This window comes from Arcobacter sp. F155, assembly GCF_004116455.1.
In the GTDB taxonomy this organism is placed as follows: Bacteria; Campylobacterota; Campylobacteria; order Campylobacterales; family Arcobacteraceae; genus Halarcobacter.
Window position 1 is genome coordinate 11,983 of record NZ_PDJU01000008.1, and the last position, 14,962, is coordinate 26,944.

Genomic DNA, 14,962 nt, shown 5'->3' on the forward strand with positions numbered 1-14,962 from the left:
AGCTAAATTTATTATGGATGAATTATATGGATATTAGAAAAGAGTATTTAGAGTTTTTTAAAAGCAAAGGACATGAAGTAATTTCTTCAATGCCTTTAGTACCTGATGATCCCACATTAATGTTTACCAATGCAGGAATGGTACAGTTTAAAGACATTTTTACAGGAGCAGTTCCAAAGCCAAGTAACCCAACAGCAACGTCTTGTCAGCTTTGTGTAAGGGCTGGGGGAAAACATAATGACTTAGAAAATGTTGGATATACAGCAAGACACCATACGCTATTTGAGATGTTAGGGAACTTCTCATTTGGTGATTACTTCAAAGAAGATGCTATTGCTTATGCATGGGAATTTGTAACAAAAAACCTTGCAATGCCAGTTGATAAGCTATGGGTAACTATTCACGATAGTGATGATGAAGCTTTTGAAATATGGCAAAAACATATTGATGCATCAAGAATCAAAAGATTTGGTGACAAAGATAACTTCTGGTCAATGGGAGATACAGGACCTTGTGGACCATGTTCTGAAATCTTCTATGATCAAGGGTCTGAGCACTTCAATACAGAAGAAGATTATTTAGGTGGAGAAGGTGATAGATTCCTAGAAATCTGGAACTTAGTATTTATGCAATATGAGCAAACTAAAAATGCAGATGGAACTATTACAAGAAGTGAACTTCCTAAACCATCTATTGATACAGGAATGGGACTTGAAAGAGTTATCGCTATTAAAGAAGGTGTTTATAACAACTTTGACTCTTCAAACTTCCAACCAATTATCAAAAAACTAGAAAGCTTAGCAGAGAAGAAAATTGATGAATCAACAATTGGTTCATATAGAGTTATTGCTGACCATTTAAGAGCAAACTCATTTATGCTTTCACAAGGAATTCTTTTTGGAAATGAAGGAAGACCTTATGTAAATAGAAGAATTATGAGAAGAGCTGTAAGACATGGTTATTTACTAGGATTTAGAAAACCATTTATGTCAAAACTATATGACACTTTATGTGATATTTTAGGTTCTCATTACACAGAACTAGTTGAGCAAAAAGATTATGTAAAAGAGCAATTAACTTTAGAAGAAGAGAGATTCTTTAAAACTATTGAATCTGGTATGACTCTGTTTAATGAAGAGTTAGCAAATACTAAAGAGAAGTTTTCTGGTGATATTGCATTTAAACTATATGATGAAAAAGGTTTCCCTTTAGATTTAACACAAGACATGTTAAGAGATAAAAACCTTGATGTTGATGTTGAAAAATTTGATGAACTAATGGCAGCTCAAAAAGCTAAAGCAAAAGCTTCTTGGAAAGGAAGTGGAGACGCTGCAACTGATGGAGACTTTAAATCACTTATTGAAAAATATGGTGAAAATGAGTTTGTAGGATATACAAGTATTACTACAAAAAGCAAAATCTTAGCAATCTTAGATGAAAACTTTAAAGAAGTTAACTCTTTAGAAAAAGGTTCAATTGGTTGGGTTATGCTTGACAAAACTCCATTCTATGCAACATCTGGTGGTCAAACTGGTGATATTGGAGCATTAGAAGATGAAGAGCATGTTGCTATTATTGAAGCAACTGAAAAATTCCATGGAATTAATCTTTCTAAAGTAAAAGTTGAACACTCTAATATTTCAGCAGGTGAAGAAGTTAATGCTATTGTTGCAAATAGAGGTGAAGTTGCGAAACATCACTCAGCAACACACCTTTTACAAAGTGCTCTAAAAATGGTATTAGGTGATACTGTATCACAAGCTGGTTCTTTAAATGATGCTTCAAGATTAAGATTTGACTTTACATATCCAAAAGCTATGACAACTGAACAAATTGATGAAGTTGAAGATTTAGTTAACTCTATGATAGCTAGAGGACTAAAAGGTGAAGTTGAAGAGTTACCTATAGAAGAAGCTAAGAAAAAAGGTGCTATTGCTATGTTTGGTGAAAAATATGGTGATACTGTAAGAGTAGTTAGCTTTGGAGATGTTTCAGTTGAGTTCTGTGGAGGAACACACGTAAGAAATGCTTTAGATATTGGATCTTTCTATATTACTAAAGAGTCTGGTGTTAGTGCAGGTGTTAGAAGAATTGAAGCTGTTTGTGGATTAGCAGCAATTAACTATACTAAAGCAATTATCAATGAAATGACTCAAGTTAAAGCTGAAGTTAAAAACAACGATGCAATTGCTGGAATTAAAAAGTTAAAAGACCAAGTTAAAGATCTTAAAAAAGAGCTTGAAGATGCACAAAACTCAATTCAAACTCCTATTTCTGAAGAGACAATTGGTGATACTAAAGTTGTAGTTGATATTGTTGAAAATGGTGATATCAAAAAACTAGTTGATGATTATAAAAATGGAAATGAAAAAGTAGCTATCTTACTTATTCAACCAAAGGGTGAAAAAGTAATGCTAGTTGCAGGAAGCAAAAACACTAATGTAAAAGCAGGTGACTGGATTAAAGCAGTTGCACCAATTGTAGGTGGTGGAGGTGGTGGAAGACCAGACTTCGCACAAGCAGGTGGAAAAGATGTTTCTAAAGTAAATGAAGCAAAAGAAGCTGCAATAAATTTTGTAAAGGAAAACTTATAATATGGAATCATTGTTTAACAATTTTTCTTCACTTATAGTTTTTTTACATGTTCTTTCTGCCGTAGTATGGCTAGGAGGAATGATTGTAATGAGATTTGCAGTTCACTACTCAATGCAAAAAGTAGATGAACCTAAAATCAAATTAGGAAGAACTTTAGAGAGTCTAAAAAGATTTTTCTCTATGGTTATTCCTTCAATCATAATTTTACTAGCAACTGCTATTATTATGATTATTGCTTTAGGCTTTAAGGGCACAGAGCTTTATTCAACAGTAATAGCAAAAGAAGCTATATGGATTATAATGACTGTAGTTTTTACTATTATTTATGTAAAAAGAAATCAAGCACAAAAAGCTTTTGATAAAGGTGAGTTTCCACTTGCAAAACAAAAGCTAGAACCAATTGCTAGTTTTCTAATACCTTTAAATATAGTTTTAGGACTTATCGCTATTTATTTAGGTGTAACACTTAGAGGATTCTAAAATGAAAACAATAAAGCTATTACTTACTTCAATAGTTTTTATTTTTTTATTTACAGGCTGTTTTTCAAACAGCTCTGTAACACTAAACCCAAAACCAAATCCAAATTTAGAATTTAGAGATTATGAAGCCAATCAAAAACTTTATAATCAACTACTTACACACTATAAACAATGGAAAGGTGTAAGATATAAATACGGAGGAACAACAAAAAGAGGAGTTGATTGCTCTGCTTTTGTTCAAAATGCCTATAGAAATGCTTTTAAAATAAGAATTCCACGTACTACAAAACTTCAATCTCAAGTTGGACAAGAAATTGGAATGGCTGATTTACAAATTGGTGATTTAATCTTCTTTAAAACAGGCTATAAAACAAGACATGTGGGAATATACCTTGGAGGAGGAGACTTTATGCACGCTTCTACTAAAAAAGGTGTCACAATCTCTAGTTTGGATAATCCTTACTATATAAAACAGCTTTGGAAAATCCAAAGAATCTTTAACTAATCCTTTCTTAAAATCCTCCATAAATAGCTAACATAACTGGAATATAAATAACAGAAACTATTGTTGATAAAAGTACCGTAAATGATGCTTTCTCTGGTTTTGCTTTTAATAAGACAGCTAGTGTAACAGTATTCCCTGCAAGTGGTACAATTGAGAATAAAAACATTACTTTATAAATCTCTTCATTTAAAAAGTTAATAAATGTTTTATCTACAAAAATTATTGCTAATACAACTGCTGGCCAGAAAATAAATTTAAAGAAGTAAGAAATTCTAATATACTTTTTATCAAAATCTTCATGTAGATTAAAGCCTTTCATTCCCATACCAAGCATCATCATTCCTAAGATTCCGTATGCCCATTTTAGGTTTTCAAAATATGGAACAATAACTTCTGGTGTTCTAAAACCAACAAGGTTAAATGAAAGACCAGCTATGAAAGCATAAAGAAGTGGTAGTTTTAAAACTTTTATAATAGATTGACGTGCAGTGAAACTTCCCTTTGCAGTAACATAAAAACCAGTTGTATTTTCATATAAAAGTGAAGCTAAAGTACCAAAAATAAAGATATTTGCAACACTTGGTTCTAATAAAATCATAGCTAAAGGAATCCCAAAATACCCAGTGTTTCCTGTACCACAAGTAAAAGCTAGTGTATTTACACTTGCATCATTCCATTCATTTTTATACTTTTTCAAAATATAAAAAGCAATAACACTTCCAAAGATAAAAATAAATAAGGGTAGAAATACTAACTGCATATTAATTTCAATAGATAAAACAGCAAAAAATATAACAATTGGTCCTAAAATATATACCAATAAAAAGGCAATTTGTTCTCTTTTTATTCTAAAATATCTAGCTAATATATACCCTATTCCAATATTTAAATATAAAGGTGCGATTTTTCCTAAGATTATAAAAAATATATTCATTCAAGTCCTAAGTAGTTTGATAAAAGGAAAAGCATTATAACACAAATGAAATACATCTTAATAGCATAAGGTAAATTTGTTCTAAAAATCTCTTTTGCCTCTAATTCATACCTTGCTTGCATTGTAAGATTTAATCCACTAAAAGGTGATGTTGATACAGCAATTGCCCATGACATCAAAAAAGACACAGCTAATAAAGTATGGTTTAGTTGGTCAACCCAGTTTCCTAAAACAGCTATTGAAATAATAGGATGAATTCCAACAAAAGATAAAAGAATAAATATAAGTAAAATAAGAGATGCATAAAAGCCATTTAATTGCTCAAAGGGCAAAGATAAATTCATACCTAATAAAACAGAACTAATACTAACTCCAAACATTCCTGCTATTAAAAACAAAGCTATCTCATTTTTCATTTTAGGAAGCTCACAACTTATATGAGCTTTTAGCTTTTCACTACTGTTTTTAAGTCCAAACTTTAGAGGTAAAATAAAGATTGCAAGAAGCAGTGAAAAAATAGATATCAGCAAAATAACTTTTAACTCAGGGAAAAAATGATGAGTTACTAATACTAAAAATGCTAAAGAAAAAGGTAAATACAGAGTTTCAAACTCCATTGGGTAACCTCTAAACTCATCAAGTAATGGTTCATTTTTAACTTCAAAAAAAGTTACTAAGAAAGTTAAAAAAGCTAAGACCAGTCCCAAACTTAAAATAACAGATGAAGAAAGATTGGGAGCATAAGTAATAGCTGCAGCAAAGGCAACAAAAAATGGAGACCAATAAGCATCAGAAGAAAAAGCTCTTGTAAGAGTTATTATTTGAAGCTTTGTTAATTTTGCTTTTTTATATAGCTTATCTGCAACAATAATCAAAGAAGAAAGGTTTATAACCGAACCAAAAAGATGAACCCCTAAATAGGTTTTAAAAAAGCTTTTTTCCCCCTTTGGTAAAGACTTTATAGCCTTTACTTTAGGAGTAGCAATAAGCCTTAAAAAACCAACACCTATTAAAAGTGTTAAAAGGTATTGATTTACACTAATAGCTTTTATAAAATCTATATCAAAACTATTATAAAAAGAGTAAGCAAAGGCAATTACACTTAGCGCAAGTAGTTTATATAAAAGTGATTTTCCATTTACACTTTTAAACAAACTAATTAATGCTAGCCAAGCTATAAAACCTGCTATAAATACTAACTTCTCATCAAAAAAATATGCAATTATTGTAAGAAGAAAAGAGAGAAATATTAAGTATCCAGAGCTTTTTGTTATCACTACTTTTCACTTCTTTTTTTATTGTATAAAACTTCTAAGATAGTTGATACACTTCTTGTATATGGAGCATCTAAAGCTTGTTTTTCGCAGTTTCTAATAACAACTCCACAAATCTCATCCAACTCTAAATCTCTATTGTGTTCTGTATCAACCCACATTGAAGGTTTGATTGACTCAAAGTTTGTCATTAATTCAAACATTTTATCAGCATCTATTTGAGTTAGATTAACACCAATTGCATTTGAAGCAAGAGCAGCTTCACTCATAAGTCCATGAATAATCTTTGATACTTTTTCATCTCTAATTAAAACACCTGAATACTCTTGAAGTAAAGCACAAATTGCATTTACACCATTGTTTATGATAAGTTTATTCCAAAGTTCTAATTTGATATCTTCACAAAGTATAGTTTGAGTTGCTGTTTTATCTAATAACACTTTTAGCTTTTCTAAAAACTCTTGATTTTGATTATTAGAAGATACAGCACCAAGTAAAGTTTGAACTTCACCTGTTGAATCAATATGACCTAATGATATTGTGTGAGCTGCAATAAGCCTTGTAAGACCACCTATTACATACTCTTTAGGATAATACTTAGCCATGATATCTTCATTTTCTACACCATTTTGCAAAGAGATATAATAAGGTACCTTTTTAGCTTCACTAATCCAAGAAGCTAAAGATTTTGAAATAGTTTCAGTACTCATTGATTTTGTAGCAATAAAAATAGCATCTATGTTTTCAGGATTTTCATTTAATAATTCTTCGATACTAAGAGTCTCTATTTTATCTTCAATAACATAGTTAGGATGAGTTAATTTGATTTTATTATTTTTTAAATATTCTAAGTTCTCACCTCTTGCTACAAATCTAACATTACAGCCAATATTATGTAGAATCATTCCATAAAAAGCTCCTATTCCACCTGCACCTATAACAACAATATTCATTACTTTTCCCCAATATTACATTTTATTTTAAAACAAGTATTATATACTAATTGAGTATAATTCAAATAAAAACATATTAAAAAAGGAATACTGTTTTGATTAGACTTGGTTCAAACTCACCAACAAGAGCACTTATTTTAAAAAACTTCAAAATTGATTTTATCCAAAACGGTGGAGATTTTGATGAAGATACAATACTAACTACAAATCCTAAGTCATTTTGCTATGAAGCTACAAAGGGTAAGTTTAATGAACTATATAAGAAGTACGGAGTAGAAGATATGCCTTTACTTGTATCAGACTCAGTTGTAACTTCAAATGGTGAGCTACTTAGAAAAGCAAAAGATGAAGCAGATGCAAAAAGAATGTTAGAACTTCAAAGTGGAAGTGAAACATCTGTTATAACATGTATGATATACAAATCAAAAAACAAAGAGTGTATTGATATCTCTATTACAACATATGAGTTTGAAAAGTTTGATGAAAAACATATGCAAGAGTATATAAACTCTGGTGAGTGTTTTGGAAAAGCAGGAGCTATCATGGTTGAAGGCTTTTGCAAACCATATATCAAAAGTGTAAAGGGATATGAAAGTACAGCTATGGGATTATGTGCTGAGAAACTATTACAATTTATGGATTAAACTAGATTAAAAAGGATTTATCATGCCACATTTACAATTTGAAATAAATCAAAAAGTATCAAAGGATATTAAGAAGAGTTTTGTAGAAGAAATAAGAACTTGTTTTAGTGAAGTCATGGATACAGGAACAGAGCATATAGCTATATCTATAAGAGAGTATGAAAAGTATAATTTAACTATTGGACGTGCAAATCCAGATGATAATATATGTTTGATGAACCTTGATATAAGAGAAGGTAGAACCATAGAACAAAGAAGAGAGTTAGCTCTTAGGTTTATGGATATTGTAAATAGAAGTTTCAATGTAGAAAATGAAAATCAATATATAACTTTTACAGAACACAAAGGAGAAGATTTTCATTTAATTGAAAAGTATCTAGGTTCTTGGGAAAGAGGAGAAGATCCTCTTGTCTAAAAAAGAAAAACTATTTAATCTTTTCTACTAATTGATGAGGGTGAAGACCTAAGCCTTCTTCTACTAGTTTTGTATCTCCATGTTGAATAAATTCATCTTCGTACTCAAATGAAGTGATATTTACACAAAGTTTTTCTTTATTTGTGAATTCTAAAATTGCACTTGCAACTCCACCTTGTTTTTGAGAGTCAGAGAATACATACCAGTCATCATATTTTGATGATAATTCTTTTAATAAAGTTTCATCTAAAGGTTTTACAAATCTTAAATCTAAGATTGCGATATCTTCTTCATGTAGTTTTTCAGTTTGACAGGCTCTTGAAACCCCTGCTCCATAACCAATAAATAGTTTTTTAGAAGTCCCTTCTTTAAGTAATTCAGCCTTTCCTAATTCAAACTTACTTGAAGGGAAATCAACTTCACCAAAGGCTCCCCTTGGATATCTAATAGCACAAGGAGATGTAGCTTCATAGGCAAACCCTAAAGAGTAATTTAATGTCTTATTGTCTCTTGGAGCACAAAGAATCATATTTGGAATAAATCTTAAATATGAGATATCAAATGCACCTTGATGAGTTTCTCCATCATTTCCAACTATTCCAGCTCTATCTATTGCAAATACAACAGGAAGGTTCATCAATGATACATCATGGATGATTTGATCAAATCCTCTTTGTAAAAATGTTGAATAAATAGTGATAAAAGGTTTAAATCCTTCCTTTGCCATAGCTGCCATAGAAGTTACTGCATGTTGTTCTGCAATTGCAACATCCCAAAATCTATCAGGAAATTTTTCAATAAGCTTATCTATTCCTGTTCCACTTGGCATTGCAGCAGTTACACCTACAACATTTTCATTTTTAGAAGCTAAATCAACTAAAGCATCAGCAAAAACTGCAGTTGCAGATTTGGCAGAAGACTTTTTAGTAAACTCTCCATCTTCAACATTGAATGGACCTACTCCATGCCAATGTTCAAGCTGACCTTCTGCAATTTTATAACCTTTTCCTTTTACTGTTCTTGCATGAACAATAACAGGTTTTTTCATATCCCTTGCTATTTCTAAAGTATCAATTATCTCTTCAAGATTATGACCATCAATAGGTCCAATATAATCTAGTCCCATCTCTTCAAATAAAATTCCAGGAGTAATTAATTTCATTGCTTCTTCCATTCTTTTAGCAATATAAGTTGTACCTTCTGGCATATTATTTCTAATAAATGAATCTACTTTACCTTTAAAGTTTTGATAATATTTACCTGCAAGAATTTTTGAAAGATATTTTGAAATAGCCCCAATTGGTTTTGCAATTGACATTTCATTGTCATTTAAAACAATTACTACAGGAAGCTTTAAATCGCCTAATTCATTTAAGGCTTCATAAACCATTCCTGCTGTCATAGAACCATCCCCAATCATAACAACTGGTGTTCTATCTTCATTTTTTAATTTTATAGATTTAGCTGCACCTACTGCAAGTGAAATAGAAGTAGAACTATGTCCTGCTACAAAATAGTCAGCATCATTCTCTTTGGGTTTTGTAAAACCACTTAGACCGTTATATTGCCTAATAGTTTCAAACTCTTCCCATCTTCCATTTAAAAGTTTATGAGCATAACACTGATGTGATACATCATAAATAAAAGGGTCTTTCTTTACATCAAAAACCTTATGCATAGCTACAGTTAACTCTACTGCACCTAAAGTTGATGAAAAGTGTCCACCCTTTCTTGATACAACATCGATGATTCGCTCTCTAATATCAGAACATACTTGTTCTAATTGTTCTAAACTTTTATCTTCTAATTCCATAATATTTTATAAGTTCTCTACTTTTTTTAAATCTTCTAATACTTCATCAAGTACTTTAAATACTTTTGTATTTTGTTCTTTGCTACCTATTGTAATTCTTATAGCATTTAAACCGTATCCTGTCAAGTCTCTAATAATGATACCTCTTTCAAGAAGCTTTTGTGCAACTTCAGAAGATAAATAATCACTATCAAATTTGATTGTAATAAAGTTTGTGTAACTATCAATATAGTCAAAACCTTTTTCTTTTACATACTCTTCATATCTTTTCATCTCTTCAAAGTTTAAAGCAATACATTCATTAACAAAGGCTTCATCTTTTAAAGCTTCAATTGCTGCAGCAAGAGATAAAGTAGTGATATTAAATGGAGGCCTTAATTTATACATAGTTTTAATGATATTTGTTTGACCGATTCCATACCCTACTCTCATACCACCTAAAGCATAAGCTTTAGAGAAAGTTCCAAGATATACTACATTTGGAAACTTTTCTATTAGTTCAGAAGGATTAATAGTTTTATTTTTATCTTTGAAAGAAGCATACTCTTGATAAGCTCCATCTACTATTACTAAAGTATCTTTATCTACTTTTGAAAGAAAAGAGTAAACCTCTTGTGTATCAATGCACTCACCTAATGGATTATTTGGTAAACATAAGAAGATAATATCTGCACCTTCTTTTTTGTATAGTTCTTCAAATTGGACTAAGTTATGTTCATCATCTTCAGTTCTAATGATTTGTGCACCAATTTGTCTTCCATAGATTTCATACATTGCAAATGTAGTTTTAGACATTAACATTTTAGAGTTTTCACTACACTTTGCTTTGATTAAGAAGTCAATAACTTGATCACTTCCTGCACCAATGATAATATTCTCACTTTGTACTTTAAACTTATTTGCTAATGCTTCTTTTAGTTCATACATAGAATCATCTGGATACATAAACATATTTTTTGATAAAGAGGCAATTTTTTCAACTACCTTTGGTGATGTTCCATATGGGTTTTCATTAGAAGCAAGTTTGATAATATCTTTTGTGTCAACCCCATAATCTCTTACAACTAACTCAATAGGTTTTCCAGCTTCATAAATTTTGCAATTATCTAATAGTTTATTAAAATTCATTATATATTCCTCAAATAGTCCCTTTTTAGGGCTTTATTTTATAATTAAATATCTTTTATTTCTTTAACATAAGATCCAAGTATTTTTATTGTATCTTTATGTTTTTCTAATACATTTTTAACATTATCATCAAGCTGATGTCCATCAAAATCTATAAAGAAGATTGAATTACCCTCAACAATATGAGATTTAATTTTAGTTAAATTAATATCTGAATTATTAAAATCAGTTAAAAACTCTACAAGAGAACCTTGTCTATCAGGAAGTTCACCAAGTATAGAAGTTTTGTCATTTCCACTTTGAGCATTTTCAAAGTTACTTATGATAAAAAATCTTGTCTTATTATTGTCTTTATCTTCAATATTTTCAAACAAAATTGGTAAGTTATGTAACTTTGCACCAACATGAGGACAAATAGCTGCACTATTTGGTTCCTTTGCAGCTAGTTTTGCTGCTTTTGTTGTTGATTCAATTGGAATTAATTCTACTTCATCAAGTCCAAAGTTTGTTAAAAATTTTCTACACTGTTCAAAGGCAATATCTTTTGAATAAATTCTTTTAATATTTTCAATCTTATCACATGTTGAAGCTAAAGTATGATGAATATCAAGTACAACTTCTGCAACAATCTTTAAATCATATTGTTTTAAACAGTTGATTGTATCAGTTACTATTCCATTTGATGAGTTCTCAATTGGAACTACACCAAATTTAGCTTTTCCAGTATCAACTTCTCTAAAAATACCTTTAATAGAAGAGATTGATACATATGAACTCATTGCACCAAATCTTCCTTCTGCAGCTTGATGAGTAAAGCTTCCCTCAGGTCCTAAATATGCTACATTTTCAGGAAGTTCAAGATTTCTTGAAATTGCAAAAATTTCTAAAAAAAGTGCTTCAATTGCAGCTCTATTTAGTTTTCCTTTGTTTAAAGATTCAAGTCTATCTATAATAGCCTTTTCTCTTTCAGGTCTGTAAATTGCTCCACCACTTTGGGCCTTTAAAAGACCAACTTGATGAACAATATCCATTCTTTCATTTACTAATTCTAAAAGTTTATTATCAATAGAATCTAACTTATCTCTAAGTTCTTGTAAACCAGCTTCACTCATTATTATGCCTTTATTTTACGTATTCCTCTTCTAAAGCAATTAAATCTTCAAAAGTCTCTCTTTTTCTAATTAATCTATCTTGTCCATTTTCTACTGCAATTTCAGCAACTTTTCCTCTTGTATTATAGTTACTAGCCATTGTAAAGCAGTATGCACCAGCAGAATAGATTGCAACTAAATCATTATGTTCTGTTTTTGGTAATTCAATATTTTTAGCAAAGAAGTCTCCACTTTCACAAACAGGACCAACTAAGTTACAATCACTAAACTCTTTATTATCATTTAGTACTTCGATTTTATGATATGCGTTGTATAAAGATGGTCTAATTAAGTCATTCATAGCTCCATCTACAATTACAAATCTTTTTTCACCATTTACTTTTTCATATAATACTTTAGATACAAAAACTCCTGAGTTTCCAACTAGGAATCTTCCTGGTTCACATACTATTGTAATATCTAAACCAAATAAACACTCTAAAATAGATTGTGCATACTCATTTGTATCAATTAATTTTTCATCATCATAAACAATTCCAAGTCCACCACCAACATCAAAGAATGATAAATCAATTTTTAGCGCTTCAAGGTTTCTTACTAAATCTGCAACTATTTTTACAGACTCTTTAATTGGCTCAAGTTGAGTTAACTGAGAACCAATATGTAAATGAATTCCTGTTGGGTCAAGGTTTTCTGAGTTTTTACATTGAATATACATTCTTTTTGCAGTATCAATATCAACTCCAAATTTGTTTTCATGTAATCCAGTTGAAATATATGGATGAGTTTGAGGGTCAATATTTGGATTAACTCTAATAGAAATTCTTGCAATTTTTCCTAACTCTTTTGCAATAACTTCAACTCTATCAAGCTCTGCTGAACTTTCCACATTTATCATTAAAATACCTAGTTCTAAAGCCTCTTTGATTTCAGAATCAATTTTTCCAACACCTGAAAAAATGATTTTATAAGGTTGAATTCCTACTTTTAAAGCTCTTTTTACTTCCCCAATAGAAACACAGTCTGCTCCAGCACCAAGACTTGCTAAATGTTTAATAACACTTAAGTTTGAGTTTGCTTTTACTGCATATGCAAGTAAAGATTTTCTTGCTTTAAATGCAGTTTTTAATTCATTGTATTGACCTGTAATATAATCAAAATCATATACATAATAAGGTGTTTGATATTTATTTGCTAATTGTTTAAAATCTATATTCATAATCTTCCTATACTCTAAATAATTTACTTTTTAAAAATTTTAAAAAACTTTGTTCAAACGGCTTCACTTTGGGTCCCCAAAATTAAAAATTTTGACCATAAAGTTGCAGAGGTTGTTCACAAAACTTTTTAAACTTTTTTATACCACAAACAACAGATAAATAAGCTTCATATTTTTAGGAGAAAACAAGGCGGAAGATAAAATTTAGGCAGGAGCTTACTGCTGTAAGTGACTGTCTAAATTTTTTCTTTCAACGCAGAGTTCTTCAAAAAGATGAAGAATTATTTATCAGTTCCATTCCATGCAATTGATGGCTTCCCATTCTCATCAAACTCAACTGCTGGCATACCCATTACATTATAACCACAATCAACATAGTGAATTTCACCTGTAACTGCACTTGATAAATCAGATAATAGATACATTCCAGAGTTTCCTACTTCATCAGTAGTTACATTCTTTTTAAGTGGAGAGTGAGCTTCATTCCATTTAAGCATAAATCTAAAATCACCAATTCCAGCTGCTGCTAAAGTTTTAATAGGTCCAGCAGAAATAGCATTTACTCTAATTCCATCTTTTCCTAAATCTTCAGCTAAATATTTTGTAGTCATTTCTAATGCAGCTTTTGCTACACCCATTAAGTTATAGTTAGGAATATATTTTACTCCACCATAATAACTTAATGTTAATACTGATGATTTATCTGATAATAAAGGTTTTAATTCTCTTGTAACTTCAATTAAAGAGTAAACTGAAATATCCATAGCAATATCAAAAGCTTCTTTAGATACATCCATAAATCTTCCAGAAAGTCCCTCTTTTGGAGCAAATGCAATTGAGTGAACAATAAAGTCAATTTGACCCATATCTTTTTCAATTGATTCTTTTAAAGCTTTGATTTCTTCAGGCTTTGATACATCACATGGATATACATAATCAGCGCTTCCAAACTCTGCTGCAATTGGCTCAACTCTTTTCTTTAAAGAGTCATTTAAATATGTAAATGCAATTTCAGCACCTTGTTCTGCACAAGCTTTAGCAATACCATAAGCAATAGACTTATTGTTTGCAACTCCTAAAATTACACCTTTCTTCCCCTTCATTACCATTATAAATCCTTTGTATTTTCTATAATTTGTTTAAAATCTTCCACAATCCAAGAAGCTGTTCCAATCAGTGCTCCATCAACACCATCAATAGAACAAATTTCTCTTACATTTGCTACTTTTACACTTCCACCATATAATAATGGTTTTGAGATTTTTTGTTTAATTGCAGAATGAACTGCTTTAATATCATCATTTGTAGCTGTTACACCTGTCCCAATAGCCCAAACAGGTTCATACGCTAAAATAAGATTTTCATAATTTGTATCAATTCCAACAAACTGCTCATAAATGTATTCTAAAGTTTGCTCAATTCCTTGTTCTTTAACTTCTAAAGGCTCTCCAATACAATAAACTATTGTATATCCTAACTCTTTATAAAAGTTAAATTTTTTAGTAATCTCTTCTTGAGATTCACCTAAAATATGTCTTCTTTCACTATGACCAATTAAGATTGTTTTAATACCAAACTCATCAAGCTGTTCAGTTCCTATTTCACCTGTAAATGAACCCTTAGCTGTTGCATATGCATTTTGAGCTCCAACAGTTAAATTTGAAACTGTATTGAACTCATCTAATGATGTTGCTGTTGGAAAAACATAAACATCATTAGAAATATTTTCTTTTTCTAAAAAAGAGTTAACTTCATCAATAAAAGTAGCTGTTGATTTTCTTGTATGGTTTGTTTTAAAGTTTGATGCAATTATCAAGTTTATTCCTTATCTTTATGTCTACTTTTTCACAAAGGATATAAAATCCTTTTAAAAGTAGGAAAATTCTAAAG

At 30.3% G+C, this 14,962-nt stretch carries 14 protein-coding genes; 5 read left to right on the plus strand and 9 right to left on the minus strand.

Features of this window, described 5'->3' with window-relative positions; all coding sequences use genetic code 11:
* The first annotated feature begins 26 nt into the window (after positions 1 to 26).
* From alaS to CRV03_RS09290, 3 genes are read left to right on the plus strand one after another with little or no spacing between them, the layout of a single operon-like run.
* Entirely contained in the window at positions 27 to 2,594 is a 2,568-nt protein-coding gene (gene alaS / locus CRV03_RS09280) for an alanine--tRNA ligase (protein ID WP_129084860.1), read from the plus strand.
* A 1-nt stretch (position 2,595) separates the two neighbouring features.
* Positions 2,596 to 3,075, plus strand: coding sequence for a hypothetical protein (locus CRV03_RS09285; RefSeq protein WP_129084861.1), 480 nt, complete (start codon positions 2,596 to 2,598; stop codon positions 3,073 to 3,075).
* A 1-nt stretch (position 3,076) separates the two neighbouring features.
* Positions 3,077 to 3,580, plus strand: coding sequence for a C40 family peptidase (locus CRV03_RS09290; protein ID WP_129084862.1), 504 nt, complete (start codon positions 3,077 to 3,079; stop codon positions 3,578 to 3,580).
* A 7-nt stretch (positions 3,581 to 3,587) separates the two neighbouring features.
* On the opposite strand, the gene CRV03_RS09295 is transcribed toward CRV03_RS09290, so the two are convergent.
* The 3 genes from CRV03_RS09295 to CRV03_RS09305 are packed head-to-tail and all read right to left on the minus strand — an operon-like array spanning position 3,588 to position 6,741.
* Positions 3,588 to 4,514 carry an AEC family transporter gene (locus CRV03_RS09295; RefSeq protein WP_129084863.1) on the minus strand — a complete coding sequence of 309 codons (927 nt, stop codon included), beginning with the start codon at positions 4,512 to 4,514 and terminating at the stop codon, positions 3,588 to 3,590.
* Positions 4,511 to 5,791: a tellurium resistance protein TerC gene (locus CRV03_RS09300; RefSeq protein WP_129084864.1), complete on the minus strand. Its 1,281-nt coding sequence runs from the start codon at positions 5,789 to 5,791 to the stop codon at positions 4,511 to 4,513. Before CRV03_RS09300 ends, CRV03_RS09295 begins: the two co-directional genes overlap by 4 nt.
* Positions 5,791 to 6,741 carry a ketopantoate reductase family protein gene (locus tag CRV03_RS09305; RefSeq protein ID WP_129084865.1) on the minus strand — a complete coding sequence of 317 codons (951 nt, stop codon included), beginning with the start codon at positions 6,739 to 6,741 and terminating at the stop codon, positions 5,791 to 5,793. The genes CRV03_RS09300 and CRV03_RS09305 overlap by 1 nt, the downstream gene beginning before the upstream one ends.
* A gap of 95 nt (positions 6,742 to 6,836) precedes the next feature.
* Here CRV03_RS09305 and maf point away from each other — a divergent pair, with 95 nt between their 5' ends.
* Positions 6,837 to 7,385, plus strand: a complete 549-nt coding sequence (maf, locus tag CRV03_RS09310; RefSeq protein WP_129084866.1) for a septum formation inhibitor Maf — start codon at positions 6,837 to 6,839, stop codon at positions 7,383 to 7,385.
* Between the two features lie 22 nt (positions 7,386 to 7,407).
* Positions 7,408 to 7,800 (plus strand): tautomerase, encoded by a 393-nt coding sequence (locus CRV03_RS09315; protein WP_129084867.1) that lies wholly within the window; start codon positions 7,408 to 7,410, stop codon positions 7,798 to 7,800.
* 10 nt (positions 7,801 to 7,810) lie between these two features.
* Here CRV03_RS09315 and dxs read toward each other — a convergent pair whose 3' ends face one another.
* The 6 genes from dxs to CRV03_RS09345 form a co-directional block, all read right to left on the minus strand.
* Positions 7,811 to 9,613, minus strand: a complete 1,803-nt coding sequence (gene dxs, locus CRV03_RS09320; protein WP_129084868.1) for a 1-deoxy-D-xylulose-5-phosphate synthase — start codon at positions 9,611 to 9,613, stop codon at positions 7,811 to 7,813.
* Positions 9,614 to 9,619: 6 nt separating this feature from the next.
* Positions 9,620 to 10,741, minus strand: coding sequence for a histidinol-phosphate transaminase (gene hisC, locus CRV03_RS09325; protein WP_129084869.1), 1,122 nt, complete (start codon positions 10,739 to 10,741; stop codon positions 9,620 to 9,622).
* 44 nt (positions 10,742 to 10,785) lie between these two features.
* Positions 10,786 to 11,853 (minus strand): chorismate mutase, encoded by a 1,068-nt coding sequence (gene pheA, locus CRV03_RS09330; protein WP_258239056.1) that lies wholly within the window; start codon positions 11,851 to 11,853, stop codon positions 10,786 to 10,788.
* A gap of 10 nt (positions 11,854 to 11,863) precedes the next feature.
* The gene (gene lysA / locus CRV03_RS09335; protein ID WP_129084871.1) at positions 11,864 to 13,072 is read right to left on the minus strand and encodes a diaminopimelate decarboxylase; all 1,209 of its coding nucleotides are present in this window, start codon (positions 13,070 to 13,072) and stop codon (positions 11,864 to 11,866) included.
* A 281-nt stretch (positions 13,073 to 13,353) separates the two neighbouring features.
* Positions 13,354 to 14,181, minus strand: a complete 828-nt coding sequence (gene fabI / locus CRV03_RS09340; protein ID WP_129084872.1) for an enoyl-ACP reductase FabI — start codon at positions 14,179 to 14,181, stop codon at positions 13,354 to 13,356.
* Positions 14,181 to 14,888: a triose-phosphate isomerase gene (locus CRV03_RS09345; protein WP_129084873.1), complete on the minus strand. Its 708-nt coding sequence runs from the start codon at positions 14,886 to 14,888 to the stop codon at positions 14,181 to 14,183. Before CRV03_RS09345 ends, fabI begins: the two co-directional genes overlap by 1 nt.
* Between the last annotated feature and the right edge of the window lie 74 nt (positions 14,889 to 14,962).

Bases quoted from the DNA above. Each gene is read 5' to 3' on its own strand.
- lysA (WP_129084871.1), bottom strand. From the start codon at position 13,072: ATGAATATAGATTTTAAACAATTAGCAAATAAATATCAAACACCTTAT.
- CRV03_RS09305 (WP_129084865.1), bottom strand. From the start codon at position 6,741: ATGAATATTGTTGTTATAGGTGCAGGTGGAATAGGAGCTTTTTATGGA.
- CRV03_RS09285 (WP_129084861.1), top strand. From the start codon at position 2,596: ATGGAATCATTGTTTAACAATTTTTCTTCACTTATAGTTTTTTTACAT.
- dxs (WP_129084868.1), bottom strand. From the start codon at position 9,613: ATGGAATTAGAAGATAAAAGTTTAGAACAATTAGAACAAGTATGTTCT.
- CRV03_RS09290 (WP_129084862.1), top strand. From the start codon at position 3,077: ATGAAAACAATAAAGCTATTACTTACTTCAATAGTTTTTATTTTTTTA.
- alaS (WP_129084860.1), top strand. From the start codon at position 27: ATGGATATTAGAAAAGAGTATTTAGAGTTTTTTAAAAGCAAAGGACAT.
- CRV03_RS09295 (WP_129084863.1), bottom strand. From the start codon at position 4,514: ATGAATATATTTTTTATAATCTTAGGAAAAATCGCACCTTTATATTTA.
- fabI (WP_129084872.1), bottom strand. From the start codon at position 14,181: ATGGTAATGAAGGGGAAGAAAGGTGTAATTTTAGGAGTTGCAAACAAT.
- hisC (WP_129084869.1), bottom strand. From the start codon at position 10,741: ATGAATTTTAATAAACTATTAGATAATTGCAAAATTTATGAAGCTGGA.
- CRV03_RS09315 (WP_129084867.1), top strand. From the start codon at position 7,408: ATGCCACATTTACAATTTGAAATAAATCAAAAAGTATCAAAGGATATT.
- pheA (WP_258239056.1), bottom strand. From the start codon at position 11,853: ATGAGTGAAGCTGGTTTACAAGAACTTAGAGATAAGTTAGATTCTATT.